Source organism: Goekera deserti (assembly GCF_010685995.1).
GTDB classification, from domain to species: domain Bacteria; phylum Actinomycetota; class Actinomycetes; order Mycobacteriales; family Geodermatophilaceae; genus Goekera; species Goekera deserti.
Window position 1 is genome coordinate 1 of the sequence record NZ_JAAGWK010000032.1, and the last position, 24,198, is coordinate 24,198.

Below are 24,198 nucleotides of genomic sequence, written 5' to 3' on the forward strand. Positions count from 1 at the left end.
AGACTTGGTGCGCGGCCCCACGGGCGCGGCGGGCGGGTCTGCGCATTCAGGCCCGCTCCTACGGTGTCGGGCGGCTGTCGCGATGGCACATTGCCGCATGAGCCGTGGCGGCACGCACGAGATCCGCTCGAGATGGCAACCCGATGGGAGTCCGCGACCAGACCGGGCTTTGAGCTGGAGTTTTGCGTTGACCAGCACGTCGGTCACGGCTAGAATTCGTACAAGCGTTCGAATGCGTCGAAGGGGGAGTTGCCATGTTGAGAGCATCGACAGGCACTCCCCTGCTCGACGACGTCAACTCCTCCACCGAGGCCGGCACCGCGGCCCGGCAGTCGTCGATGGTCCCACCGGCCGACCTCGCCGCCCTGCTCGCCGCGGCCATCGACCTGGCCACCACCGACCCGACCGAGGACGCCCCCACCGCGCCCGCACTGCTCGCGCGGGTGCGCGGCCTGGCCCGACTGCGGAACATCGTCGAGGCCACCCTCGCCGCCACCGTGCGCACCGCCGAGTGCACCCAAGCCCCGGAGCACGACGGCCACAAGACCATGAAGGCGTGGCTGACCGGGCACCTGCAGCTGTCACCCGCCACCGCCGCCCGCACCGTCCGCGCCGGACGCACCCTCGAACACCTCCCCCGCTGGGCCGCCGCCGCCCGCGCCGGTCACGTCACCCCCGACCAGACCGCCGTCCTGGCCAAGGTCGCCACCTCCGCCCGGCTCGCCGCCGCAGTCGCACTCGGGGTCGACCTGCACGGCGACGACGGCATCGAGGCCACCCTGCTCGCCTGTGCCACCGGCCCCCACCCCGACACGTTGCCCGCCGTGGTCGCGCGACTGCTGGCCTGGATCGACCCCGACGGCCCCGCACCCGACCCCACCAGCCAGCGGGAACTGCACCTCACCCCCTCCCCCGACGGTGGGGGCACCATCCACGGCCGGCTCGACCCGGTCGGCTACGAGAAGCTCAGCACCGCCCTCACCGCCCACCAGCAAGCCGCCCGCGTCGCCGACGACGACCGCACCCACGCCCAGCAGATGGGCGACGCCATGGTGCAGCTCGCCGACAACGCCCTCGCCCACGGCGACACACCCCGGCTCCGCACCCACCACGCGCAGATCGCCGCCACCATCAGCGCCGAGGACCTCCTCGACCCCAGCGTGGTGCCCGCCGCGGCCCGACTCGGCTCCGGGCAGCAGGTGTCCAACGAGGTCGCCCAGATGCTGGCCTGCGACTCGATCATCACCCGCGTCCTCTTCGGCCCCACCGGCATGCCACTGAACGTCGGCCGCGCCCAACGCCTGGTCCCCGCCCACATCCGCCGGGCCGCCGAAGCCCGCGACGGCGGCTGCACCTTCACCGGCTGCGCAGCACCCACCTGGTGGTGCGACAGCCACCACGTCCTGGAATGGACAGCCGACCACGGCGAGACATCAGCCGAGAACACCGCACTCCTCTGCGAACGCCACCACACCAAGATCCACCACGGCTACCGCATCACATGGGACCCCGACGAACACCGATGGCGCACCCACCGCCCCGACGGCACCGAGATCCTCATCGGACCGTTCCTCAGCTGACCGCACGACCACGACCCGGTAGCCCGGCCGTGCTCGTGCGACCGCTGAGTACAGGCGTGGGCGCGGAGGGGAACGTGACGTCGATACGCGTCCGGCCTCACGAGCAGGCTGCCGATGCACTCTGCACAGCCGCCCGCGGGGCGACGCAGCCACGACCGGGCACCTACCGCAGACAAGGGCATCCATGAGATGGACGCGTGGCCTGCTGGCCATCGTCGCGCTCGGACTGGGCAGCTGCTCGACGACCGGGCCTCAGGGCCAGATCGCCGACGATCCCGCGTCCGCACCACCCACCGCGGTCTCGACGGCTGCGCCGCCAGCCGACACAACCGCCCCCGGGCAACGGTTCGCCCTGCAGACGCACTGCGACGTCAGCACCCACGCCACTGCCTTCGGCGGCCGCCACTGGGTGGCGTCGACCCCCCTCCCGGAGCTGACGCAGCGACATGATGCCAGCGGCCTGGCCAGCACGGTCCATGCAGTCGCCGGGACCATGACCGCGCTCGACGGCGACCACCTCCGCTTCGTCATCGCCGACCCGGCCATCGTGGAACTCGGGCTGACCATCGACTTCGTCCCGACCCCGTCCCCGCCGACCTCGTGGTGTGAGTGACGCTCCACCTCCTACATCACCTGCCGCAGGTAGCCGCGACTGCCGAGCAGCGATGATCAGCACCATGACCGAGCTGGCGACGGGGCTGACCGTGGACGGCGAGCGGTGGCGGCTCGCGGCCGAGCAGTCGCCGTGCGGGTTAGGTGAGCCTGAACGTGACCGCAGCCGACGGGCACGCCTACTGGGGACCGGCTTCCTCGCCAGCCCGCTCCCACCCGGGCGGCGGTCGAGCCTGGCCACCGGGAGCGATGACGCCGGCCCGTCGACCCTGCTCCTGCAGCTGTCACGGGAGGTCCGCGGGGGTGGTCGTGCTGCTCTCCGACGGCACCCGGGAGGACCTCTGCCTCGTCGCCGACGAGCGCCTGGGCGACGACCGGATCGCGACCCTCGTGTTCCCCCGCCGGCTCGACGTGCACCGCATCGACCTCTATGACCAGGCCGGTGACCTGCTCGACGAGCCACCACCGAGCCCGCTGTGAGCCCGGCCGACGCCCCGGCCCACCCGGCCGCTCACAGCGGCAGCTTCATCCCGTGGTGCGAGGCGACGAAGCCCAGCCGCTCGTAGAACCGATGGGCGTCCGGCCGGCTGCGGTCGGTGCTCAGCTGCAGCGTCGCCGGCAGGCTCGAGCTCACCCGAGCACGCGCTCGGCGTCGGCGAGCACCGCCGGGCTGAGCACCGGCGCCCAGGCACGGGCCAGCCGACGGAAGTAGTCGCCGTGCTGCTCACGGACGGCGGGCGCGCGCTCGACGACGTCCAGCTCGTTGACCAGGCTCAGGTCGGCGAAGTCCCGCAGGTCGTTCCCGGTGAGGACCTCGCGGGCGCCGGTCGCGCGGCTCCACACCCTGCCGGTGGTCGCCAGGTCGGGCCACGTTCGGTCGCGGTCGCACCCGCCGTACCGGTGCACCAGCGCCTCGACCTCGGGCCCTGCGGCCTCCACCAGCAGGCCCCGCTCCCCCGGGCCGAGCAGGACGACGTCGAACCCGTCGGTGCCGTAGACGGCGTGCGCGCGCCCGGCCAGTTGCACCACCGGCGGCGCACCGAGGGCGGCCAGCCGCTGCTGCACCCGCCGCAGGTGGTCGTCCAGGGTGCCACCCGGGTGGTCGACACCGGCCGCACCCCGGTCGCGCAGCAGCGCGGCGACCCGCTCCTCGGCCGTCGTCGTCATGCCGGGCCGCCGGAGTGCAGCGCCTTGGAGCAGAGCACGTCCGGTGCCGGGAGGTAGCCGAGCGCGGCCCAGAAGGCGAGCCCGGAGGTGTTGTCCGGCAGCACCATGAGGTTGACCCGCGGTGCGCCGCGCGCGGTCAGCCGCCGCTCGACCTCGCGCACCAGCCGGGTGGCCAGTCCGGTCCGCCGGCGCCCGGGCGCGACCGCCAGCCGGTGCAGCCAGCCGCGCCTGCCGTCGAAGGTGCCGAGCAGCACCCCGCCGACGGCATCGTCGCCGTCCACGTCCACCACCATCAGGTCGGGCGCGTGCCGCAGCGTGGCGTGCAGCTCACCGGCCGGCACCACCTCGATCCCGGACTGGCGCCACAGCTCGGCGACCGCCGCGTGGTCGGCCTCCCGGTAGGCACGGATCGTCACGAGCGCTCCGGCTCCAGGAACTCCAGCCGGTTGCCGAACGGGTCGGCGGCGTAGCAGCGGCGGTGACCGGGGAACTCGCCGTCCCACGTGACCGGGTGGCCGGCACGCTCCAGGACCTCGGCCAGCTGGTCCAGCCCCCGCACCAGGACGCCGGGATGGGCCTTGCGCGCCGGCACGAAGCCGTCCTCGACACCGAGGTGGACCTCCAGGCCGCCGCCGCGGAACCAGCAGCCCCCGCGCGCGGCCAGCACCGGTGGCTTGTCCAGCTCGGTCATGCCGAGCACGTCACGCCAGAAGGCCCGGCTGGCGTCCTCCCCGCCCGGCGGGATCGCCAGCTGGACATGGTGCAGCGGCCGGAGCTCGAAGGCAGGATCCCGGGTGTCGTCGAGGGGCACGCGCCGACGCTAGCGAGCCCCACCGGCCACCGCACGAGCGCACCGGCCGGGCACAGGTGGCCCGACGGCCGCTGGGTACGTTGCGGGTCCGGGTGGAGACGGCGCCCGCCGTCGTCGTGGACGGGGGGACCGACGTGGCGGTGCTGCTCGCACTGGCCAGCGCGCTCGTCTACGGGGCGGCCGACTTCTGCGGCGGGCTGGCCTCGCGCCGGGCCGCGGCGCTGGCCGTGGTGGCGGCGTCCCAGCTGTTCGGGCTGCTGGCACTGCTCGTGCTGCTGCCCCTGCTCGGTGGCGACCCGTCCGCCGGGGACCTGCTGTGGGGCGCCGCGGCGGGGGTCGCCGGGGCGGCGGCGCTGTCCCTGTTCTACCGGGCGCTGGCCGACGGCGTCATGAGCATCATCGCGCCGATCACCGCGGTGTGCGCCGCCGCGGTGCCGGTGCTGCTCGGGCTCGCCACCGGGGAGCGGCTGACCGCGGTCGCGGTCGGCGGCATCCTGCTCGCCCTGGTGGCGATCGCGCTGGTCGCCGCGGAGGACGGGCTGCCGACGGTGCGCGCCGCCCGCGAGGCCGGCCTGGGCGTCGCACTGCTCGCCGGTCTGGGCTTCGGGCTCTTCTTCGTGCTGCTCGACCAGCCCGACCCGGGCAGCGGGCTGTGGCCGCTGGTCGGCGCCCGCACCGCGTCGATCACCCTGGTGGTGGTGCTGAGCCGGGTCACCCGCGACACGCTCGCCCTGCCCCGCGCCGTGCTGCCGCTGGCCGCGCTGGGCGGGGTGCTCGACATGGCCGCCAACGCCCTGTTCCTGCTCGCCGCCCGGGAGGGCCTGCTCGCCGTCGCCGGCGTGCTCGCCTCGCTGTACCCGGTCAGCACCGTCCTGCTCGCGCTGACCGTGCTGCGCGAGCGGCTGGGCGGCGTGCAGCGGGTGGGCCTGGTCGTCGCCGTCGTCGCGGTGGCGCTGATCGCCGTCCCGGCATGAGGGCACGGCCGCGGCTCAGCCGGTGACGAAGCCGGAGCGGTAGGCCAGGACGACGGCCTGCGTGCGGTCCCGGGTGCCGGTCTTGGCCAGCACCGACGCGACGTGCGTGCGCACCGTCTCCAGGCCGACGACGAGCTCGGCGGCGATCTCCGGGTTGCTCCGACCGGTGGCCATCAACCGCAGCACGTCCCGCTCCCGCGAGGTCAGCCGCGCCAGCTCCGTGGCGACGCCGGCACCCGTGGTCAGCAGGTGCCGACGCGCCAGCTCGCGCACCGCCTCGGGGAAGAGCAGGGACTCCCCGCGGGCCACGGTGCGGATGCCGTGCACTACCTCCTCCGGCGTCGACCGCTTCAGCAGGAACCCGTCCGCGCCTGCGGCGAGCGCCTGCACGACGTGGTCGTCGTTGGAGAAGGTGGTCAGCACGAGCACCCGCGCGGACGACCCGGCCCGCACGAGTGCCCGGGTGGCCGCGATGCCGTCGACCCGCGGCATCCGCACGTCCATCAGCACCACGTCCGGGCTGGTGCGGGCCACCAGGTCCGGCACGTCGGCGCCGTCTCCGGCCTCCCCGACCACCACCAGGTCCGGTTCCGCGCCGATCACCGCGGCCAGCCCGCTGCGGATCAGCGGCTCGTCGTCGACCAGCGCCACCCGGACATGGCTCACGACCTCGACCCGCGGGCGTGCACCGGCAGCCGGACGGCGAGCTGCCAGCACCCCGCGTCGTCCGGCCCGGAGGACACCGAGCCGCGCAGGTCGCGGACCCGTTCCCGGACACCACCGAGCCCCCGGCCACCCCCCGACGACCCGCGCGTCGCGCCGGCGGAGGCGTTCACCAGCCGCAGGTCGAGGTCAGTGCCGGTGGCGTCCACCTCCAGCCGGCAGGCAGCGTCCGGGGCGTGCCGCAGCACGTTGGTCAGGCCCTCCTGCACGATCCGGAAGGCCTCGCGGGAGACGACGGCCGGCAGCGCGGCGAGGTCCCCGGCGACCACCGCGACCACCCGGGCCCCAGCCGCCCGCGAGCTGTCCAGCAGCGACCCGAGGTCACGCAGGTCCGGCGACGGCGCGGCGTCGGTGGGCGCCGGGCCGTCCTCGCGCAGCAGGCCCAGCACGTGGTCCAGGTCGACCATCGCGCGCCGGGCGGCGTCCTCGGCGGCGCGGATCGCGGTCTCGGCCGCTACCGGGTCCCGGGTGAGCAGCCGGCGGGCCGCACCGGCCTGGATGCCGGTCAGGCTGAGCGAGTGCCCGACGCTGTCGTGCAGCTCGCGGGCCAGCCGGTCACGCCCGGCCAGCACCGACACCGACGCCTCCGCGGCGGCGAGCCGCTCGGCGGTCGAGCCGGCCAGCAGTCGGGGCGCGGCCGCCGCCATGCCCCGGCCGAGCAGGGTCCCGCCGACGACCGTGAGCAGCACCAGTGCGAGGGCGAGCCCGAGCCGGGACGCCGCGGTCGTGGGCAGCGCCAGCCCGACCACCGACGTCGGGTCGCTGTCACCCAGCCCGGTGAGCAGCACGACGGCGGTGGGCAGCCCGATCACCAGCAGGACCCCGGCAACGGCGCCGGCGCCGACGTGCAGCACCAGCAGCAGCCCGGTGCGCCACCGCTGCGACCAGCTCGTCGACGGTCCCGGCCGGGACCGCAGCTGCTCGGTGACCAGCGCAGCGACCGCACTGCCCTCCACGGCCCGGACCGCGGCGAGGGCACCCACCAGGCCGATCGGGAGCACGCACACCACCAGCAGGAGCGGGCCCGTCAGCCAGCCGGGCAGCCCGGCGCCGGCGAGCACGCTCAACGGCCAGGCCAGCACGGTCCCGAGCGCCAGGGCGATGGCGCCGCCGAGCAGCAGGTACACCCAGCGGTACGCGGTCCGGCGCAGGAGCGCGGGGGCCGCCGGTCGTGCCACCGGACCATCCTGGCAGCCGGTCGCCGTCATGCCCGCACCCACAGGGCCAGCTCCCCGGCGCCGCACACCGCGCAGGCCCCGCGGCGGCGCAGCAGGTAGGCGGTGACCGCTGCGGCCAGCGCCAGGCCCCACGGCAGTGTCGGGAAGAGCAGCAGGAAGGAAGCCCGCTGCCAGTCCCCGGCGGCCAGGCCGTCCAGCGCGGGTCCGACGATGCCCGGGGTGGCCGCCAGCAGGACGACGGCGACCAGCCCGCCGGCGACCACCGGCACACGCACCGGCACCGCCCGCCCGCGCAGCACCGGCACCCAGGCCGGCCACACCTCGCCCCACGGGCGGAGCAACCCGGCTGTGAGCACCGTCCCGCCGAGGGCGGCGGCACCCAGCCCCAACCCGAACAACCGGACCGCGGGGTCGGCGACGTCCTCGGTGCCGAGCAGGCCGACCGGCCACGGGGTCAGCCAGCTCATCCGCAGCAGGCCGTAGGGCAGCGGGCCGGCCACCGCGATCGCGGTCGCCACCCGGCCCCAGCGCAGAGCGGCGGCGGGCTCCGTCCAGCGCGCACCGGGTCGCCCGCAGTCGGCACAGGCGCCCCGGGCCGACCGCCGGACGGCCACGGCCACGAGCGCCCACAGCACCGCACCGCCGAGCAGCAGCGCCAGGTGCACCCGTACCCAGCCCTCGTTCGCGAGCGCCGTGCCCAACGACACCGCCACGTCCCCGACGGTCCGGGGCTCCAGGAGGCCGACCCACCACCCCGCGAGCAGCACGACGAGGACGCCGGCCGCCCACGGCCGACCCCGGCGGCTGCGGAGTGCACCGGCCAGCAGCAGGACCACGACGGCCACCGGCCCGAGGACGGCGCACAGGTAGCCGAGCAGGACCAGCACCCGCAGGTCCGCCGACAGCACACCGAGGACGACGGCCAGCACACCGGCAGCCGCGACCAGCGCCGTGGTCGGGCGACGGCACGCGACGACCCCGGCGAGCACCAGCCCCACCGTCGCCACGCCCAACAGCAGTGCCGCGGTGACGGTGGGCGGCAGTTCGGTGAGCACGCTCGTCGCAACGCTGGCGTCGCCCTCCAGGCCTGGCCGGCTGCCGGGGTCGAGCAGCCAGCACAGTGCCAGTCCGACGTGCACGACGCTCCATACGGCGGCCGGCACGGCGACCCGCCTGAGTCCGGCCGCCGGTGGTGCGATGGGGGTGGAGAGGGCGTTCACGAGGACCTCCGGCGGGGCGGCCCGGGCTGGTCCCCGGGCGGTGATCCCAGCCTCCTGACCGTGATGCCGCGCCGGCTCCCCCGCGCGGGGGAGCTGTGCCCGCAGCCGGGGGACGTCCGCGGCGGGCTCCGACCGGCCCTGCACCCCCCGGCGTGGTCGACTGGCCGCATGCACCACGTGGTCGCCGGCGCCCTGGTCTCGGGCGGCCGGGTGCTGCTCGCCCACCGCTGCGCGACGCGGCGTTGGTACCCGGACGTCTGGGACTTCCCCGGCGGGCACGTCGACCCCGGCGAGAGCGAGCTCGACGCGCTGGTCCGGGAGCTGCACGAGGAACTCGGCGTCCGGGTGAGGGAGGTGGACCAGCTGCCCGTCGCCCGCCTCGAGGACGTCGCCACGGAGATGCGGCTGGCCGTCTGGGCCGTGCACCGGTGGCAGGGCACTCCGGTCAACCGCGCCCCCGACGAGCACGACGAGCTGCGCTGGGTGACCCGCCAGGACCTCGCGGAGCTGGCCCTGGCGCACCCGGCCTACCCGCGGCTGGTCGACCGGCTGCTGTCCGGGGTCCGCTGACTGGGCTGGTCAGCCGACCCGGTGGCGATGATCTCGTCGAGTGCGCGCAGGTGGGCGCGGTAGGCGTCGCGCCCGGTCGGGGTGAGCGCCAGCCACTGCCGGCTGCGCGCGTCGCGCACCACCCGCTCCTGCTGCACGTACCCGGCGTCCACGAGCTGCGCGAGCTGCTTGCTCAACGCCGACTTGGACAGCCCGAGCCGCTCCTGCAGCACGGCGAACTCGACCGTGCGGGCGGCGCTGAGTATCGCGCAGATGCGCAGCCGGTGCGGTGCGTGCACGACCTCGTCGAAGACGGGCGCGTCAGCCGACATCGCCGAACTCCCGCCGGTACCGCCGCCCGGTGACCAGCACGACGCCGGCGGCCAGGGCCGCACCGGCGACCCACACCGCGTCCAGGCCGATCGTCCCCCAGACCACCCAGCACGCCGCGTACGAGCCGAGGACGGCGACCAGGAACCAGGCCATGTCCGGCAGGTGCGGAGCGACCCAGGCGACACCGGGACGGTTGAGCCAGTACCGGCTGCCGAGCACGACGGCCACCACGGCCACCGCGATCCGGGCCTGACCGGCGTCGTCGGAGGGCAGCAGCTGGACCAGGAACAGTGCAGCGACCAGCACGGCCATCGCCGCGAAGAACCAGGTGGGCAGCGGTGGGTAGCGCACCGCTGCCTCGTCCCTGGCGAGTTGCTGCCGCGCCTCCGCGGCGGTCCGAGGGGTGAGGGGGCCGTCAGCTCCTGTTTCCATGCGGGAAACGATAGCGGTGCGTTTCCTACATGGCAACAGTGAGGCGGGGGTCGGGTCAGCCGTGCTCCTCACCGTCCGGCCAGAGCGGGCCGGCTCCTGCGCAGGCGGCGATGACCGGCCCGGCGGGGAACGAGCTGCGCGTCTCCTCGATGCCCCGGTCCGGCCACAGGCAGACGACGGTGACGTCCCCGGGCGGCGGTACCGGCCACATCCACAGGGTGCGGCGCCACGTCCGACCCCAGGCACGCGGCCGGTCCAGGCCCTCGAGCACGACCTGGTCCGGCAGCCAGTCGGCCGGCGCCACGTCCTGCGGCACCGACAGCCAGGCCGACTCCTCGACCGTCGAGGTCCGCCGACCGTCGGCGTACTGCACGCCGAGTCGCAGGCCGCCCGCCGGCAGGAAGAGGTCCAGCGGGCCCCGCCCGTGGTGGGCGTCCAGGGCGTGGAACAACGCACGCCGGGCACCGCGCCCGGCCTCCACCAGGTGGATCGACAGGTCCAGGGTCAGCCCGGTCGACCAGCACCGGACGGCGTCCAGGGACACCACCGTGCTGGCCGACCGCCCCACGACGACCGAGGTGGCCGTGGGCACCGGGAGCTCACCGTGCGGCGGCCCGCCCCACACCGGGTCCAGCTCGGGCGGTGTCACGTCGGACTCGTCGAGCGGATCGGCGGGCGTGACGGCGGGGAAGAACGACTCGACGGGCACGACGGACCTCCAGGGGTGGGCGGGCACCGAGCATGGACCCGGGCACCGACATCCGGGCGGTCCTGGCCGGGCGCTCACCTGGACACCACCCCGCTGTCACGGGGAGCTGGCAGGGTGCCCGCCATGCCCGTGCTGCAGCTCCCGCCCGCGTCAGGGTGCCCGTCGTGACCGACCCCTTGATGGCCGAGATCGCGGCAGCGGTCGAACTCGGGCGCGCCGGGGACGCCGCGACCGCCCGCGCCCGGCTCGACGAGCTGTGGACCCGGATGGGGCCGACCGGCGACCCCGCGCACCGCTGCGCACTGGCGCACTGGGCGGCCGACCTGCAGGACGACCCGCGCGAGGAGCTGACCTGGGACGAACGCGCCCTGGACGTCGTCGAGGGCGCCGGCCCGGACCCGCAGCTGGACGGCTTCCTCCCGTCGCTGCACCTGAACCTGGCCGACGTGCACCGCCGGCTGGGCGACGTCGGGACGGCGCAGACGCACCTGCGGCGGGCCCGCGACGTGGTGGGCACGCTGCCGGCCGACGGCTACGGCCAGATGGTGCGCACCGGGATCGACCACGTCGCGCAGGCGCTGGCGCAGGGCTCGACCGACCGGCTGCCCGGCGTCCGGTGAGTCAGGCCCCGGGGAAGCCCTCGACCAGCTCGGCGGCGACCGCGCGCAGGTCGCCGGTGCGGCGGTGGGTGGCCAGCTGCCGGGCGGCGGACGTGCCGCGGGCCAGCAGCTGCTCGGTCAGCGCCTGCACCTCCTCCAGCTCACCGCGGTCGGCCAGCTCGTCGGCGAGCTCGGCGACCAGCCTCCGAACAGCGACAGCAGCGTCGACCAGCGTGCCGGCAACCGGGTCGAACAGCCGGCCGGACAACCCCTCGCGGGCCGCGCGCCAGCGGGCCGAGCGCAGCACCTCCGGGCGCACGAGCAGCGGCGGCTCGTCCCGCTCGGCACGCGCGGCCAGCACCCGCACCAGCGAGCGGGCCAGCGCCGCGTGCAGCACCACGTCGTCCACGTCCGGGCAGAGGTCACCGCCCCGGAACTCCAGCGTCGGCACGTGCGTCGAGGGCCGGAGGTCCCAGTACAGGTTGGAGGCGTCCGGCACGATCCCGGAGGCGACCAGCTCGGCGACGACGGCGCGGTAGGCGTCGGCGTCCCCCATCGGCTCCGGCGGCCCGCTCACCGGCCAGCGCGACCACCAGATCGTCCGGTAGCTCTCGTAGCCGGTCTCGATGCCGCCGTGGAACGGCGAGCTGCCGGTCATCGCCAGCAGCACCGGCAGGTACGGCCGGGCCCGGTCCATCACCGCGACGGCGGTGTCCAGATCGGGCACGCCGACGTGCACGTGCATGCCGCAGATGTCCTGCTGCTCGGCCAGCGACGCCCACTTGTCCACCATCACGCGGTAGCGCGGCGCGTCGGTGAGCCGCAGCTCCCGCCAGGAGCTGAACGGGTGGGTGGACGCCGGGAGCACCCGCAGCCCGCCGCGCGCCGCGGCAGCGACCACCTCGGCCCGGGTGACGGCGAGCTCGGCGCGCAGCGAGTCCAGCGTGGTGCACACCCCGGTCGCCGTCTCCAGCTGGGTGGTGGAGATCTCCGGCTGCACGTGCGGGCCGGCCTGCCCGCGCACCGCGGCGTCGGCGACCTCGCTGCTGCCGGTCATGGCGAGCGTCTCGGGGTCGACGAGGTGGAACTCCTCCTCGACCCCGAGGGTCAGCCCGACCCCGGCGACCACAGCGGGGACGTCGGGGGCAGGGCTGGACACACGGACTCCTGGTTCGAGGGGGCAGCAGCGAGGGTCGGCCCGGACACGCCCGGCCGGACGCAGACGCTACGGCCCGGCCCGGCCGTCGTCCCCGTGACCTCGCTCTCCCGGGCCGGCAGGGGTCAGACCACGCGCGCGGCGATGACCCGCGCGCAGTCCAGAGCGGAGGTGCGAGTCGTGTCGACCACGACGTCGTAGTGGACGCCCCGGTGCACCAGCTCCGCCTGCGACGCGGCCATCCCGACGACCCGGTCCCCCCGCGCCGACTCCCGGGTGGCCGCGATCTGGGGGTCGCAGCGGACACCGGCCCACACCACGGTCACCCCGACGAGGTGTGCCCGCGTGCGCTCCTGGGAGGCGGAACCACCGAGGAAGACGTCGTCGACGATGATCCGAGCGCCGGCGCGCGCCATGGCTGCCAGACCCGCGGTCCAGGCGTCCTCCAGAGCCCGGAAGCCCTCGCCCAGCTCGACCTCCCCCTGTGGACCGTAGGAGACGAGGGCCGGGGGCAACGCGTCGACGAGGTCGTCGACGCCGAGGACCAACCAGGGCTGCGGCAGCAGCTGCTGCAGGGCGCGGGCGATGCTCGTCGTGCCCGAGCTCGACCCGCCGTTGAGCACGATCACCTGCGTGGTCACGGTCCCCCGGCTCCGGTCCTGCGGCGTCCTGCCTGCCTCTGCGGTCGTACAGCACCGCAGAGGCAGCAGCAACACCGCAAGAGCAGGGCAGCGCGACGGGTCCGCCCGCTCAGGGGCTGCCCACGAGGGTGGGCGGGGGCAGCAACCGGTGCACGACCTCCTGCTGGACCAGCGTCCACACGTTGCTCGTCGCCCAGTAGAGGAGCACCCCGATCGGGAAGAAGAAGCCGGTCACGAACAGGCCCAGCGGCGCGCCGACCAGCAGCACCCGCTGCACGGTCGCCGCCGTGCCCTCGGCCGGGGTGCGGCGCTGCAGGCTGCGCTGGGTCAGGAAGGTGGCCAGGCACATGACGGCGATGAGCACCAGCGCCACCACCCGGACCGCACCCGGCCCGGCGTCGGCGGTCTGCAGGACGGCGGCCTCCCGGTCCCCGCCCATGGCGAAGGACGCCGAGATCGGCGCACCGAACAGGTCGGCGCGGGCGGCCTGCGCGGTGAGCTGGTCGGTCCAGCCGTAGAGGCCGTCGGCGGTGGGGGTCAGCCGGCGCAGCACGTGCAGCAGCGCCAGCAGCACGGGCAGCTGCAGCAGCATCGGCAGGCACCCGGCGAGCGGGTTGACGCCCCGCTCGGCCTGCAGCGCGGACATCGCGGTGGCCAGCGCCGCGCGGTCGTCGCCGTGCCGCTCGCGCAGCGCGGCCAACTCCGGCTGCAGGGCCTGCAGCGCGCGCTGGGAGCGGACCTGGCGGACGTACAGCGGGACGAGCGCCAGCCGCACCGTGACCACGAGCAGGACGATCGCCAGCGCCCAGGCGGGTCCGCCGGCGGGGTCGAGCACGGTGGAGACGAGGGCGTGCCAGTGCTCCAGGAGCCAGGCGACAGCGGTGTAGAGGACGTCGAGCACGGGAGGACTCCCAGGGAGAGGACCAGGCAGCTGGTCGGCAGGCGGGGACGCGACCGGTGCTCCTGCGACCCGCCGGGACGGCGGGGAGGGCGTGCGGTCGGTGTGGTGCGTGCGCGGCGGGACGCCGCGAGGACGTGCGGGGCTCAGGCGGGCTGGGGAGCCCGGGGCAGCGCTCGTCCGGGGGCGTCGGGCTGGGTCTGCCGGCGGAAGGAGCCGCGGCGGCAGCGCTCGTCGCGCGAGGGCGCACGCGGGTCCAGCCACGCGGGCGCCGGGACGGCGAGCCGGTGCCCGGCCAGCCGCGCGACGACGACGAGCAGCGTCGCGGCCAGCGTGACCCCGACCAGGCCCCACACCGGGAGCGCGGACGTGCCGGAGAGCGCGGACGTGCCGGACAGTGCGGACAGCAGGGAGTGCAGCGACACCCAGAAGACGATCCCGCCGCCCACCGCACCCACCTCCTCCGTCGCGGGCCAGTCTGGCTCCCGCCCTGCCTAGCGGCAAGGCGCACGACCCGGACGGGCGGTGCGCCGGCGCCGCCGCCGGCGGGCCCAGGCACGCGCGGGTCAGCAGCGTCGAGTAGAGATGGGGCGTGAGCACCGCACCGACCGACGACCTGGCCCTCGGCGACGACCTGCGGGCGTTCGTCGACGCCTCCCCCTCCCCCGGGCACGCCGCCGCCGAGATCACCCGCAGGCTGCGCACCGCGGGGTTCACCGAGCTGGCCGAGGCCGACGCCTGGCACGTGGCCCCGGGCGATGCCCGCTTCGTGCAGCGCGGCGCCAGCGTCGTCGCCGTCAGGGTGGGCAGCGCACCGGTCGCCGAGGCCGGCCTGCGGATCGTCGGTGCGCACACCGACTCGCCCACCTTCAAGGTCCGTCCCCGCTGGGACGTGCGGCAGGCCGGCTACCGGCTGGTCGGCGTGGAGCCCTACGGCGGGCTGCTCGCCCACACCTGGCTCGACCGCGAGCTGACCGTTGCCGGCCGGCTGGCGCTGCGCGGCGGCGGCAGCACGCTGGTGCGGCTGCCGGGGGCGCCGCTGCGGCTGCCGTCGCTGGCGATCCACCTGGACCGCAGCGTGCGGGACGGGTTGACCCTGGACCCGCAGCGTCAGCTGGTCCCGGTGTGGAGCCGGGACGTCGGTGGGGTGGGTGGGGACGGCCGAGCGGGCGAGCCCGGGCTGCTGGCCGCGCTCGCCGACGCCGCCGGGGTCGACGCCGACGCGGTCACCGGCCACGACCTGGTGCTGGCCGACACGCAGCCGGCCGGGCGGGCCGGCGCCGACGGCAGCTGGATCGCCGCGCCCCGGCTGGACGACCTGGCCTGCTGCCACTCCGGCCTGCACGCGCTGGTCGCCGCGACCGGCGCCGCGCACACCGCCGTCCTGGTCTGCAACGACCACGAGGAGGTCGGCAGCGGCTCGGCCACTGGCGCGCGCGGGTCGTTCCTGGAGGACGTGCTCGGCCGGCTGGTCGCCGCCACCGGCGACACCGACGCCCAGGCGCTGCCCCGGGCGTTCGCCCGGTCCCGGCTGGTCTCGGCCGACATGGGCCACGCCGTGCACCCCACGCAGTACGAGCGGCACGAGCCCTCGCACCGCCCGGTGCTGGGCGGCGGGCCGGTGCTCAAGCTCAACGCCAACCAGGCCTACGCCACCGACGCGGTCAGTGGCGGCTGGTTCACCGAGCGCTGCGCGGAGGCCGGTGTGCCGGTGCAGCACTTCGTCACCCGCGCCGACCTGCCGTGCGGCAGCACGATCGGCCCGCTGACGGCGACCCGGCTGGGCATCTCCACGGTCGACGTCGGGGCGCCGATGCTGGCCATGCACTCCTGCCGCGAGCTGGCCTCGGCCGAGGACGTGCCGCTGATGGTGCGTGCCCTCACCGCCTGCCTGAGCTGAACAGCACGACGGCCCGGCCCCCGAGGGGGCCGGGCCGCTGTCCGGCGGGTCAGGGCCGGGTGGTGCGGTTGGGCCGATCAGAACCCGGCCTGCGCCGGGGCCAGCGCGATGTCGGTGACGGCCGGGTGACCGGAGAGGTGCCCCTTGGCGATCTTCGCGCCGGTGGCCAGGTCGATCTCGTACAGCGCCGTGCGGCCCTTGTCGTTGAGGCTGACGAAGGCGCGGTTCTTCGCGTCGCCGGTGTTCGTGTAGATGTCGAACCCGGTGGCCTGCGCCTTGGTCTTCGCCGGCAGGGCGCCGACGGTGGTGAGCACGCCGTCGTTCGGCGGGGCCTGCACGACGAGGGTGTCGAGCGCGGCGTCGATGTCGTAGAGCGTCGTACCGGTCGCGCCCGCGGGCGGGGTGGCGCCGATGTAGTCGTTGTCGTTGTTGGTGTACGCGGCACCGGCGACGTCGGCGTCGGCACCGGCGGCCTTGTCGGTCGGGCCGTACGCCAGCGGCTTGTCGGTGGCGGCGAGCGCCCCGTCGTTCGGGTTGACCCGCAGGTTGGTGCCGTCGGTGCTGACCACGCGCAGGCGGTCCACGGTCGGGTTGAAGTCGATGCTGATCTCACCGGCGATCGGGTACACCGTGGTGCCGACGCGGGTGGCGGCACCGGTCTTCGGGTCGACGAGGAAGAGCTTCGCGCCCTCGGCGTCGGTGACCAGGGCGTAGAGGCCACCGGTGGCGGGGCGGTAGTCGATGCCCTCGACGTCGGCGTGGCCGATGCCGGTGATCTTCTTCTGGCTCAGCACGTGGCCCGGGTTGTCGGCGGTGAAGGTGACCAGCCGGTCGTTCGCGGTCAGACCGGTGACGGTCAGGGCGCTGGTGGTGGCGGAGGCCGGGGAGGCGGTGGCGACGACGGCAACTGCTGCAGCGGCGGCCATCAGGGTGAGTCCAGTGCGGCGCATGACGGTCCTTCGCGGGTCCGGCACCCCGTCGGCCGGGGTGCGTCACCAGGACCTACGCGGGCCGACCGGCCGCCGTTCACCCCATCGTCTTGTGTTCTGAGTCACACAAGCCCCGGAGCCACCCGGGCCCGCCCACGCGCACACCGGCCGGCAGCCGGGCGCGCAGACCGCGGTCGGCGGTCACCACCAGGACGTCCTCCAGTCCGGCGACGGCCTGCACCAGCGCGTCGTCGCCCGAGCCAGGCGAGCGCACCGCGGTGACGACCGGCGGCACCTCGACGTCCCGGGCCCGGCCCTCGAGCACCGCGAGCAGGGCGGTGACGGGCAGGGGGACGCCGTCCGGCCCGGGCACCGTGGTGCCGACCAGCGGGGCCAGCCCGGCGAGCAGCCGCGTGGTCGCCCCGGCCCGGTCCCGCCACCAGCCGTCCGGGCGGGAGCCGACGACGTTGGCGACGTCGACCAGCAGGGTGGTCACGGCGCGGTCAGAGCGCCCGGTGGTCGCGCCGCCCACGCACGCCGGTGCGCCGGCCGGCGCCGAAGGCCGCGGTGGCGACGAACAGCACGACGCCCACGACGGCCAGCCAGAACAGGCCCTCGAGGATGAAGCCCAGCACGCTCACCACGAGCCAGACGGCGAGCAGCACCAGCACGATGCGGATCAACACGGGACGCGCCCTCCTGCCCGACCCGGCCGGCCCGGGTGCGGACCCCCGACGCTAGCGGCCTGCGCTGTGCGCCGGGGGCCGGCGATCACCCGAGCGTGCCGCCGAGGCGCCAGTAGCCCATGAACGCCACCGAGGTGCGCGGCACCCCCAGGTCGCGCACCAGAAGCCGGCGCAGCTGCTTGACCATGCCGGCCTCCCCTGCGAGCCACGCGAAGCACTCGTCGGTGCCGGCTGCCTCCGGGACCTCCCACAGCAGGTCCGGGTCGACGTCCTCGGGCTCCTCGCCGGCCTGCTCGTGCCCGATGCCGAGGTCGCGCAGTGCGGCGTCCACGGCGGGGGCGAGCAGCTCGCCGCGGGCCCGGCCGCCGCGGGCCAGCCAGCGCACCTCGACCCCGGCCGGCAGCCGGAGGTCCAGCACGTCGGCGGCGGCGGGCACCTCCAGGACGGCCACCACGCGCCGGCCCCGCGGGTCCAGCGACTCCAGCACCGAGCTGACCGCCGGGACCGCCGTCTCGTCGCCGACCAGCAGCAGCCGGGTGGCGGTCGGTGGGGGCGACCACTCCACGCCCCACATCCGCCCGGTGCCCGGCCGATCGGCGCCCATGACCACCACCGGGTCGCCCGGCGCGGCGACGGCCGCCCAGCTGGCCGCGGGACCGGCGTGCCCGCCGTCCAGCCCGTGCAGCACCAGGTCGACGTCGAGCTCGGCGACCTCGGGCCGCGCCGCGCGGACCGTGTAGGTGCGCACGTGCGGGCGGCGGTCCTCGGGCATCGCCAGGTAGGTCTCGTACCAGGCGGGACTGTCCAGCAGGTCCTCGAACGGCTCGCCGTCCCGGCGCAGCACGAGCTTGATCCGCTGGTCGTCCCCCGCCACCCCGAAGTCGGCGAGGTCGGGCCCGGTGAGCGTGATCCGGACGAACGCCGGGCTCAGCCGCGCGACCCGGGCGACCCGGGTGGTGAAGAAGCGGTACTCGGGGGCCGGCAGCTCCGGGGCCGGGTCCGCCACCGCAGTGGCGGTCGTGCTCGTCGCGCTGGTCATCTCTGCCTCCCTGGGTCGACGCCGGGCGCCGATCGACTTAGGGGAGCCTAACCTGTTCGACCCGCGCAGCAACAGCCCGGCAGGACTTCTCGCACCGGCACCCATCCGGTCGGGCGGTCCGGTGCGAACACAGGGCAGCCGTTGGCCGGGCGGTTCGTCCCCCGGCTGGTGGCGGGCCCTGTGGGGGGCCGGCGGCGGTGGCCGGGACGCACGTCCCGACCACCGCCGCTCCACATGCCGGCACCCCGCTGTTGATCATCGCCTCGTGGTCGCGCGACACGCCGCTCCCCCGCGTGTCGCCCCACCATCTGCCGATGATCAACCCGCAGGCGGGGGCGGGGCGGGGGCGGGCCTAGGGTCGGGGTGTGGTCATCGAGCACGCGCTGCTGCCGGTTGCGATCGGGCGCCAGCCGGAGTTCGAGGCGGCGTTCGCGCAGGCGGTGCCGATCATCTCGGCGATGCCGGGCTTTCGGTCCCTGTCGCTGTCCCGGGGCATCGAGCGGGAGGACACCTACCTGCTGCTGGTGGAGTGGGAGACGCTGGAGGACCACACCGAGGGGTTCCGCGGCTCGGCCGGCTACCAGCGCTGGCGCGAGCTGCTGCACGGCTTCTACGACCCGTTCCCCGTGGTCGAGCACAGCACCCCGGTGCTGTCGGTGCGGGCGTGAGCCGCGCCGCCCTCGTCCCGGCGTCCTACGTGTTCCTGTGGCGCGGGACGGGCGCGGGGAGCGAGGTGCTGCTGCACCTGCGTCAGCACACCGGCTACATGGACGGCCACTGGGCGAGCCTGGCGGGCCACGTGGAGGTCGGGGAGTCCGCCCGCGCGGCCGCCGTGCGCGAGGTCTGGGAGGAGGCCGCCGTGCGCCTGCGGGCCGAGGACCTGGAGCCGCTGACCGCCGTCCAGCGGGTCACCGCCGACGGCGACCCGGTCGAGCAGCGGATCGACTTCTTCTGGCGCGCCCGCCGCTGGGACGGCGCCCCGGTCGTCGCCGAGCCGGCCAAGAACGGCGGTCTCGGCTGGTTCCGGCTGGACCAGCTGCCCGATCCCGTCCAGCCCCAGGAGCTCCGCGTGCTGGAACTGCTGCGCGCCGGCGGCCCCCTGCCGCCGTTCATCAGCGCCTGACCCCGCGGCCTGCCCGCGAGGAGACTGCACGGCATGGCCTTGGCGGACCTCGTGCTCTCCGGCTGTGCCGACCCCCTCGTGCTGCGGTCCGCGGCGGAGGCGGCAGCAGCCGACGAGGTGGACGCGGCGCTCGCCCACGCCGGCCACCCGGACGCCGACGTCCGGCTCGCGCTGACCCGGACGCTGGCCGATCTCGGTGAGCCGGGACCCGAGCTCCTCGGGATCGTCGGCGTCCTCACCGGGGACGCCGACGGACGGGTACGCGACTGGGCCTGCTTCACGCTGGGCACGCTGTGGTCCGAGGTGGACACCCCGGCGGTCCGTGACCTGCTGGCCGCACGGCTGGACGACGAGGTGGACGACGTCCGGCACGAGGCACTGGTCGGCCTCGCCGTGCGCCACGACCCCCGCGCGCTGCCCCGCGTCCGCGCGGCCCTGTCCCGGGAGGACGGGTCGTTGAACCGGATGGAGCTCACCGCCGCCGGGCACCTGGCCGACCCGGGCCTGCACGCGCTGGTGCTGCGGCACCAGGAGGGCTGGGACGACGACGGCCCGGGCGGGCTGGCCGACGCCGTCCGCCGGCTGACCGACCCGGCCGGTCCCGGGGACGACGTGCTGGACGGCATGGCCGAGCTGTGCCGCCGTCGCGGCCGCGGGCAGCCCGACGGCGACGCCCTGGGCTCCTGGCGGGTGCTGCTCGCGATGCTCGAGCTGGCGCCGCACCGGGCCGGGCCGGTGTTCGACGCCGTGCTCGCCCGGCTCGACGGGGACGATGCCGCCGTGGCCGCGCTGCACGGCAGTGCGCTCGCCCAGGACGCCGGCCGGCTCGCCTGACGCTGCGGACCGCCGTCGCGGGGCTGGTGGGAGCGCCGGTGCGGGTGGGACGCCCCGCGTGCCCCGGGCCGACCCGGACGGGTGACGATGGGGCGGTGACCGCTGCGACCGCCCAGCCCACCATCGACGAGCGCATCGCCGCAGAGCTCGGCGTCCGGCCCGCGCAGGTGCGCGCCGCCGTCGACCTGCTCGACGGCGGCGCCACCGTGCCGTTCATCGCCCGGTACCGCAAGGAGGTCACCGGCACCCTGGACGACACCCAGCTGCGCACGCTGGAGGAGCGGCTGGGCTACCTGCGCGAGCTGGAGCAGCGGCGCGCCGCCGTCCTGGAGGAGGTCCGGGCCCAGGGCAAGCTGGACCCGGCGCTGGAGGCGCTGCTGCGGGCCGCGGACACCAAGGCGCGGCTGGAGGACCTGTACCTGCCCTACAAGCGGACCCGGCGCACCAAGGCCGGCGCCGCCCGCGAGGCAGGGCTGGAGCCGCTGGCCGACGCGCTGCTCACCGACCCCGCCCAGGACCCGGCCACCGTGGCCGCCGGCTACACCGGTGAGCACGTCGCCGACGCCGCCGCCGCGCTGGACGGCGCCAAGGCCATCCTGGTCGAGCGCTTCGCCGAGGACGCCGACCTGATCGGCGGCCTGCGGGAGCGGATGTGGACCCGCGGGGTCCTGGTGACCCGGGTGCGCCCGGGCAAGGAGGCCGCCGGCGCCACGTTCTCCGACTACTTCGACTTCTCCCAGCCGTTCACCGCACTGCCCAGCCACCGCATCCTCGCCGTCTTCCGGGCGGAGAAGGAGGAGGTGCTGGACGTCGAGCTGCAGCCCAACCCGGAGCCGGCCGAGCCGAAGGCCACCACCGACTACGAGCGCGCCATCGCCGCCCGGTTCGGCATCGTCGACCAGGGCCGGCCCGGGGACGCCTGGCTGCGCGAGACGGTGCGCTGGGCGTGGCGCACCCGGGTGCAGCTGCGGCTGGGCCTCGACGTGCGCAGCCGGTTGCGGGCGGTGGCCGAGGAGGGCGCGATCGGGGTGTTCGCCAGCAACCTGCGCGACCTGCTGCTGGCCGCCCCCGCCGGCAGCCGGGCCACGATGGGCCTGGACCCGGGCCTGCGCACCGGGGTGAAGGTCGCCGTCGTGGACGCCACCGGCAAGGTCGTCGCGACCGACACGGTCTACCCGCACGAGCCGCGCCGGGCCTGGGCCGCGTCGCTGGCCACGCTCACCCGGCTGGCAGGAGAGCACCGCGTCGAGCTGGTCGCGATCGGCAACGGCACCGCCTCCCGGGAGACCGAGACGCTGGCCCGCGAGCTGGCCCGAGCCGTCCCCGGGCTGACCCCGGTCGTGGTCAGCGAGGCCGGCGCGTCGGTCTACTCCGCCTCCGCGTACGCCTCGGCCGAGCTGCCCGACCTGGACGTGTCCATCCGCGGCGCGGTGTCCATCGCCCGCCGGCTGCAGGACCCGCTCGCCGAGCTGGTCAAGATCGATCCGCGCTCGATCGGGGTGGGCCAGTACCAGCACGACCTGGCCGAGGCCGCGCTGTCCCGGTCGCTGGACACCGTGGTCGAGGACTGCGTGAACGCGGTCGGCGTGGACGTGAACACCGCCTCGGCGCCGCTGCTGCGCCGGGTCTCCGGCATCACCGAGGGCCTGGCGACGGCGATCGTGGCCCACCGGGACGGCCACGGCCCGTTCCGCACCCGCCGCGAGCTCACTGCGGTGCCGCGGCTGGGGCCCAAGGCGTTCGAGCAGTGCGCCGGGTTCCTCCGCATCCGCGGCGGCGACGACCCGCTGGACGTCTCCGGCGTGCACCCGGAGTCCTACCCGGTGGTGCGCCGCATCCTGTCCCGCACCGGCACCGACATCGCCTCGCTGATCGGCAACCGCGCGGCGCTGTCCGCCGTCCGGGCCGAGGACGTCGTCGACGAGCGGTTCGGGCTGCCCACGGTGACCGACATCCTCACCGAGCTGGAGAAGCCCGGCCGGGACCCGCGCCCGGCCTTCCGGACGGCGACCTTCGCCGAGGGCGTGGAGAAGATCTCCGACCTGCGCCCCGGCATGCTGCTGGAGGGCCAGGTCACCAACGTGGCGGCGTTCGGTGCGTTCGTCGACGTCGGCGTGCACCAGGACGGGCTGGTGCACATCTCGGCGATGTCCACGGAGTTCGTGTCCGACCCGCGCCAGGTGGTGCGCTCCGGCGACGTCGTCCGGGTGAAGGTGATGGAGGTGGACGAGGCCCGCAAGCGGATCTCGCTGACCCTGCGCCTGGACGACGAGGTCGGCGGCGCCAAGCGCCCCCGCGGGGAGCGCCCCCGCGGCGAGCGGCCGGCCCGCACCGACCGCCCGCAGCGCGACGACCGGGCCGGGGGACGCCCGCGCCCCGCGGCCGCCCCCCGCCCGGCGGGCAACAGCGCGATGGCCGACGCCCTGCGCCGCGCCGGCAAGGGCTGACCGCCGCGGCCGCCCCCGGGTGCGATCGGGGGCGGCCGCGGGTCAGGCCTGGGCCACCGCCGCGGAGGCGGGGGCCGGGAAGCCGCCGGCCAGCTGCTCGGCGGCGTGCGCGACCCGCAGCACCGTGGCGTCGTCGAAGTGCCTGCCGACGATCATCATCCCGGTGGGCAGGCCGTCGACCAGCCCGGCCGGGACGCTGCACGCCGGGTGGCCGGTGACGTCGGTGACGCAGGTGTTGCCGATCATCTCCAGCGCCCGGGCGATGCTCTCCTCGCGGGGCGCGTCGGGTGCGGGGATGACCGAGGCGGCGATCGGCGTGGTCGGCAGCACCAGCACGTCGTAGCGGCTGAGTGCCGCGTCGTAGGCGGCGGTGAGCTGCATCGCGAGGTTGCGGGCCATCGCGTAGTGCCGGCCCTGGTAGGCGTCGATGCCGTACCGGCCGGCCAGCAGCACCAGCTTCACCGTCTCGGAGAACCGGCTGCCGTCGGCCCGCCACTGCGCGCCGTAGTGCGCGATCAGCTCCGGGTCGTAGAGGCCCTTCCAGTTCATCCCGTAGCCGTTGGCGTCGACCATCTGGGCGGCGGCGCCCTCGGTGGCGATGACGTCCCAGATCTTCGCCCCGTGCAGGTGCCAGGGCACGGAGACGTCCTCCACCACCAGGCCGGCCCCGCGCAGGGCGGCGGCGGCGGTGCGCACCGCGTCGTCCACGCCGGGATCGGAGCCGTCCCGCCCGAAGCCCTCGGTGAGCACCCCGACCCGCAGGCCCTCGACCCCGCGGCCGAGCGCGGCGACGTAGTCCTGGGCGACGTCGTTGCCGGTGGTCCGGGGCTGACGCGGGTCGAGCCCGTCCGGGCCGGCGATCACGCCGAGCACCAGCGCGGCGTCGTGCACCGTGCGGGTCATCGGGCCCACGTGGTCGATCGACTGCTCGATCGGGAAGGCGCCGGTGTAGGGCACCAGCCCCCACGTCGGCTTGTGCCCGACGATGCCGCTCCAGGACGCCGGCATCCGGATCGACCCGCCCTGGTCCCCACCGGTCGCGACGTCGACGACGCCCCCGGCGACCAGCGCCGCGCTGCCGGATGACGACCCACCGGTGCTGCGCGCCTCGTCCCACGGGTTGCGCACCGCACCGGTGCGGGCGGTGTGCGAGCCACCGGAGAAGCACAGGTCCTCGCACACCTACTTGCCGGCGATGGTGGCCCCGGCGGCGAGCATCCGGGACACGATCGTGGCGTCCCGCAGCGGGACGAACCCCTCGACGGTCGCCGAGCCGTTCATCATCGGCACCCCGGCGACGGCGGTGTTGTCCTTGACCGCCACGCGCATCCCGGCCATCGGCCCGTCCGCGGCGCCGGCGACGTCGGTGGTGACGTACCAGGCGTTGTAGGGGTTGGCGTCGGGTTCCGGCCGGGTCCAGCTGCGCTCCGGGGCTGTGGGCGTGGACGCCGCGTAGAGCTCCTCGACGGCGTCCCAGGAGGTGAGCAGCCCGTGCACGAGCGGGCCGAACGAGGCGATGTCGGCGTCGGACAGCCCCAGCCCGTACCGCTCGGAGACGCGGGTGAGTGCGCTGGGGTCGGGCGGCTGGACGGGCATGGCGACGTCTCCTCGCGATCGGTGCTGGTCCGGCGACCGTAGGAACGACGCGAGCCGGGCGT

The 24,198-nt window shown here is 75.7% G+C and carries 28 protein-coding genes and 1 pseudogene; 10 read left to right on the forward strand and 19 right to left on the reverse strand.

From position 1 onward, the window contains the following. Positions 1-254: 254 nt before the first annotated feature. Positions 255-1,580, forward strand: a complete 1,326-nt coding sequence (locus tag G1H19_RS19940; RefSeq protein ID WP_268895452.1) for an HNH endonuclease signature motif containing protein — start codon at positions 255-257, stop codon at positions 1,578-1,580. Positions 1,581-2,495: 915 nt separating this feature from the next. Next, complete coding sequence (locus G1H19_RS19945; protein ID WP_162392318.1) at positions 2,496-2,672, forward strand: hypothetical protein; 177 nt, start codon at positions 2,496-2,498, stop codon at positions 2,670-2,672. A 31-nt stretch (positions 2,673-2,703) separates the two neighbouring features. On the opposite strand, the gene G1H19_RS24215 is transcribed toward G1H19_RS19945, so the two are convergent. Genes G1H19_RS24215 through G1H19_RS19965 form a run of 4 tightly spaced genes read right to left on the reverse strand, consistent with a single transcriptional unit; the run spans position 2,704 to position 4,170 of the window. Continuing rightward, complete coding sequence (locus G1H19_RS24215) at positions 2,704-2,826, reverse strand: GNAT family N-acetyltransferase (RefSeq protein WP_268895453.1); 123 nt, start codon at positions 2,824-2,826, stop codon at positions 2,704-2,706. After that, complete coding sequence (locus G1H19_RS19955) at positions 2,823-3,359, reverse strand: DUF6817 domain-containing protein (RefSeq protein WP_152727469.1); 537 nt, start codon at positions 3,357-3,359, stop codon at positions 2,823-2,825. The genes G1H19_RS24215 and G1H19_RS19955 overlap by 4 nt, the downstream gene beginning before the upstream one ends. Continuing rightward, positions 3,356-3,775 carry a GNAT family N-acetyltransferase gene (locus G1H19_RS19960; RefSeq protein ID WP_162392319.1) on the reverse strand — a complete coding sequence of 140 codons (420 nt, stop codon included), beginning with the start codon at positions 3,773-3,775 and terminating at the stop codon, positions 3,356-3,358. Before G1H19_RS19960 ends, G1H19_RS19955 begins: the two co-directional genes overlap by 4 nt. Beyond that, positions 3,772-4,170: a VOC family protein gene (locus G1H19_RS19965; RefSeq protein ID WP_174278124.1), complete on the reverse strand. Its 399-nt coding sequence runs from the start codon at positions 4,168-4,170 to the stop codon at positions 3,772-3,774. Before G1H19_RS19965 ends, G1H19_RS19960 begins: the two co-directional genes overlap by 4 nt. 92 nt (positions 4,171-4,262) lie before the next feature. On the opposite strand from G1H19_RS19965, the gene G1H19_RS19970 reads away from it, so the two are divergent. Further along, the gene (locus G1H19_RS19970) at positions 4,263-5,144 is read left to right on the forward strand and encodes an EamA family transporter (RefSeq protein ID WP_235927920.1); all 882 of its coding nucleotides are present in this window, start codon (positions 4,263-4,265) and stop codon (positions 5,142-5,144) included. A 15-nt stretch (positions 5,145-5,159) separates the two neighbouring features. On the opposite strand, the gene G1H19_RS19975 is transcribed toward G1H19_RS19970, so the two are convergent. From G1H19_RS19975 to G1H19_RS19985, 3 genes are read right to left on the reverse strand one after another with little or no spacing between them, the layout of a single operon-like run. Next, positions 5,160-5,810, reverse strand: coding sequence for a response regulator (locus G1H19_RS19975; RefSeq protein WP_162392320.1), 651 nt, complete (start codon positions 5,808-5,810; stop codon positions 5,160-5,162). Next, positions 5,807-7,045 (reverse strand): sensor histidine kinase, encoded by a 1,239-nt coding sequence (locus tag G1H19_RS24735; protein WP_162392321.1) that lies wholly within the window; start codon positions 7,043-7,045, stop codon positions 5,807-5,809. The genes G1H19_RS19975 and G1H19_RS24735 overlap by 4 nt, the downstream gene beginning before the upstream one ends. Positions 7,046-7,071: 26 nt before the next feature. After that, positions 7,072-8,184: a hypothetical protein gene (locus G1H19_RS19985; RefSeq protein WP_162392322.1), complete on the reverse strand. Its 1,113-nt coding sequence runs from the start codon at positions 8,182-8,184 to the stop codon at positions 7,072-7,074. A 249-nt stretch (positions 8,185-8,433) separates the two neighbouring features. Between G1H19_RS19985 and G1H19_RS19990 the strand changes: the two genes are divergently transcribed. Further along, the gene (locus G1H19_RS19990; RefSeq protein WP_152727467.1) at positions 8,434-8,835 is read left to right on the forward strand and encodes an NUDIX domain-containing protein; all 402 of its coding nucleotides are present in this window, start codon (positions 8,434-8,436) and stop codon (positions 8,833-8,835) included. Here the strand turns inward: G1H19_RS19990 and G1H19_RS19995 are convergent. The 3 genes from G1H19_RS19995 to G1H19_RS20005 are packed head-to-tail and all read right to left on the reverse strand — an operon-like array spanning position 8,793 to position 10,288. Further along, a complete protein-coding gene (locus tag G1H19_RS19995; protein WP_152727466.1) occupies positions 8,793-9,146 on the reverse strand; it encodes a transcriptional regulator in 354 nt (117 codons plus the stop codon). The two genes, G1H19_RS19990 and G1H19_RS19995, sit on opposite strands and share 43 nt — an antisense overlap. Then, complete coding sequence (locus G1H19_RS20000; protein ID WP_152727465.1) at positions 9,136-9,579, reverse strand: hypothetical protein; 444 nt, start codon at positions 9,577-9,579, stop codon at positions 9,136-9,138. The genes G1H19_RS19995 and G1H19_RS20000 overlap by 11 nt, the downstream gene beginning before the upstream one ends. Positions 9,580-9,634: 55 nt before the next feature. Continuing rightward, positions 9,635-10,288 (reverse strand): hypothetical protein, encoded by a 654-nt coding sequence (locus tag G1H19_RS20005; RefSeq protein ID WP_152727464.1) that lies wholly within the window; start codon positions 10,286-10,288, stop codon positions 9,635-9,637. A 164-nt stretch (positions 10,289-10,452) separates the two neighbouring features. On the opposite strand from G1H19_RS20005, the gene G1H19_RS22745 reads away from it, so the two are divergent. Continuing rightward, entirely contained in the window at positions 10,453-10,908 is a 456-nt protein-coding gene (locus G1H19_RS22745; RefSeq protein ID WP_202925758.1) for a hypothetical protein, read from the forward strand. Between the two features lies 1 nt (position 10,909). Here G1H19_RS22745 and G1H19_RS20015 read toward each other — a convergent pair whose 3' ends face one another. From G1H19_RS20015 to G1H19_RS24745, 4 genes are all read right to left on the reverse strand, one after another. Then, complete coding sequence (locus G1H19_RS20015; protein ID WP_162392323.1) at positions 10,910-12,046, reverse strand: carboxylate-amine ligase; 1,137 nt, start codon at positions 12,044-12,046, stop codon at positions 10,910-10,912. Positions 12,047-12,168: 122 nt separating this feature from the next. Continuing rightward, on the reverse strand, positions 12,169-12,684 hold the full coding sequence (locus tag G1H19_RS20020) for a chloramphenicol phosphotransferase CPT family protein (RefSeq protein WP_174278123.1): 516 nt from the start codon (positions 12,682-12,684) through the stop codon (positions 12,169-12,171). Positions 12,685-12,793: 109 nt separating this feature from the next. Further along, positions 12,794-13,585: a membrane protein insertase YidC gene (gene yidC / locus G1H19_RS24740; RefSeq protein WP_162392324.1), complete on the reverse strand. Its 792-nt coding sequence runs from the start codon at positions 13,583-13,585 to the stop codon at positions 12,794-12,796. A 143-nt stretch (positions 13,586-13,728) separates the two neighbouring features. Then, positions 13,729-14,031, reverse strand: a complete 303-nt coding sequence (locus G1H19_RS24745; RefSeq protein ID WP_152727461.1) for a hypothetical protein — start codon at positions 14,029-14,031, stop codon at positions 13,729-13,731. A gap of 143 nt (positions 14,032-14,174) precedes the next feature. Here G1H19_RS24745 and G1H19_RS20035 point away from each other — a divergent pair, with 143 nt between their 5' ends. Continuing rightward, positions 14,175-15,482 (forward strand): M18 family aminopeptidase, encoded by a 1,308-nt coding sequence (locus tag G1H19_RS20035; protein WP_162392325.1) that lies wholly within the window; start codon positions 14,175-14,177, stop codon positions 15,480-15,482. 77 nt (positions 15,483-15,559) lie between these two features. On the opposite strand, the gene G1H19_RS20040 is transcribed toward G1H19_RS20035, so the two are convergent. The 4 genes from G1H19_RS20040 to G1H19_RS20055 all read right to left on the reverse strand — a co-directional run bounded on the left by G1H19_RS20040 (position 15,560) and on the right by G1H19_RS20055 (position 18,136). Continuing rightward, complete coding sequence (locus G1H19_RS20040; protein WP_152727460.1) at positions 15,560-16,432, reverse strand: DUF4394 domain-containing protein; 873 nt, start codon at positions 16,430-16,432, stop codon at positions 15,560-15,562. 76 nt (positions 16,433-16,508) lie between these two features. Beyond that, entirely contained in the window at positions 16,509-16,907 is a 399-nt protein-coding gene (locus tag G1H19_RS20045) for a hypothetical protein (protein ID WP_162392326.1), read from the reverse strand. Between the two features lie 7 nt (positions 16,908-16,914). Next, the gene (locus G1H19_RS20050; RefSeq protein WP_235927921.1) at positions 16,915-17,097 is read right to left on the reverse strand and encodes a hypothetical protein; all 183 of its coding nucleotides are present in this window, start codon (positions 17,095-17,097) and stop codon (positions 16,915-16,917) included. 85 nt (positions 17,098-17,182) lie between these two features. Then, the gene (locus G1H19_RS20055; RefSeq protein ID WP_152727459.1) at positions 17,183-18,136 is read right to left on the reverse strand and encodes a siderophore-interacting protein; all 954 of its coding nucleotides are present in this window, start codon (positions 18,134-18,136) and stop codon (positions 17,183-17,185) included. 365 nt (positions 18,137-18,501) lie between these two features. Between G1H19_RS20055 and G1H19_RS20060 the strand changes: the two genes are divergently transcribed. From G1H19_RS20060 to G1H19_RS20075, 4 genes are all read left to right on the forward strand, one after another. Continuing rightward, positions 18,502-18,804 carry an antibiotic biosynthesis monooxygenase family protein gene (locus tag G1H19_RS20060; protein WP_162392327.1) on the forward strand — a complete coding sequence of 101 codons (303 nt, stop codon included), beginning with the start codon at positions 18,502-18,504 and terminating at the stop codon, positions 18,802-18,804. Continuing rightward, complete coding sequence (locus G1H19_RS20065; protein WP_162392328.1) at positions 18,801-19,259, forward strand: NUDIX domain-containing protein; 459 nt, start codon at positions 18,801-18,803, stop codon at positions 19,257-19,259. The genes G1H19_RS20060 and G1H19_RS20065 overlap by 4 nt, the downstream gene beginning before the upstream one ends. Before the next feature lie 33 nt (positions 19,260-19,292). After that, the gene (locus G1H19_RS20070; protein ID WP_152727458.1) at positions 19,293-20,093 is read left to right on the forward strand and encodes a HEAT repeat domain-containing protein; all 801 of its coding nucleotides are present in this window, start codon (positions 19,293-19,295) and stop codon (positions 20,091-20,093) included. Positions 20,094-20,188: 95 nt separating this feature from the next. Continuing rightward, the gene (locus tag G1H19_RS20075; protein ID WP_162392329.1) at positions 20,189-22,540 is read left to right on the forward strand and encodes a Tex family protein; all 2,352 of its coding nucleotides are present in this window, start codon (positions 20,189-20,191) and stop codon (positions 22,538-22,540) included. 42 nt (positions 22,541-22,582) lie between these two features. On the opposite strand, the pseudogene G1H19_RS20080 reads toward G1H19_RS20075, so the two are convergent. Continuing rightward, a pseudogene (locus G1H19_RS20080) lies at positions 22,583-24,136 on the reverse strand (amidase). Between the last annotated feature and the right edge of the window lie 62 nt (positions 24,137-24,198).

What these genes read in the sequence shown, in the direction of transcription:
- G1H19_RS20055 (WP_152727459.1), bottom strand. Translation starts at nt 18,136, where the DNA reads ATGACCAGCGCGACGAGCACGACCGCCACTGCGGTGGCGGACCCGGCC.
- G1H19_RS20000 (WP_152727465.1), bottom strand. Translation starts at nt 9,579, where the DNA reads ATGGAAACAGGAGCTGACGGCCCCCTCACCCCTCGGACCGCCGCGGAG.
- G1H19_RS19990 (WP_152727467.1), top strand. Translation starts at nt 8,434, where the DNA reads ATGCACCACGTGGTCGCCGGCGCCCTGGTCTCGGGCGGCCGGGTGCTG.
- G1H19_RS19940 (WP_268895452.1), top strand. Translation starts at nt 255, where the DNA reads ATGTTGAGAGCATCGACAGGCACTCCCCTGCTCGACGACGTCAACTCC.
- G1H19_RS20070 (WP_152727458.1), top strand. Translation starts at nt 19,293, where the DNA reads ATGGCCTTGGCGGACCTCGTGCTCTCCGGCTGTGCCGACCCCCTCGTG.
- G1H19_RS19995 (WP_152727466.1), bottom strand. Translation starts at nt 9,146, where the DNA reads ATGTCGGCTGACGCGCCCGTCTTCGACGAGGTCGTGCACGCACCGCAC.
- G1H19_RS19955 (WP_152727469.1), bottom strand. Translation starts at nt 3,359, where the DNA reads ATGACGACGACGGCCGAGGAGCGGGTCGCCGCGCTGCTGCGCGACCGG.
- G1H19_RS20040 (WP_152727460.1), bottom strand. Translation starts at nt 16,432, where the DNA reads ATGCGCCGCACTGGACTCACCCTGATGGCCGCCGCTGCAGCAGTTGCC.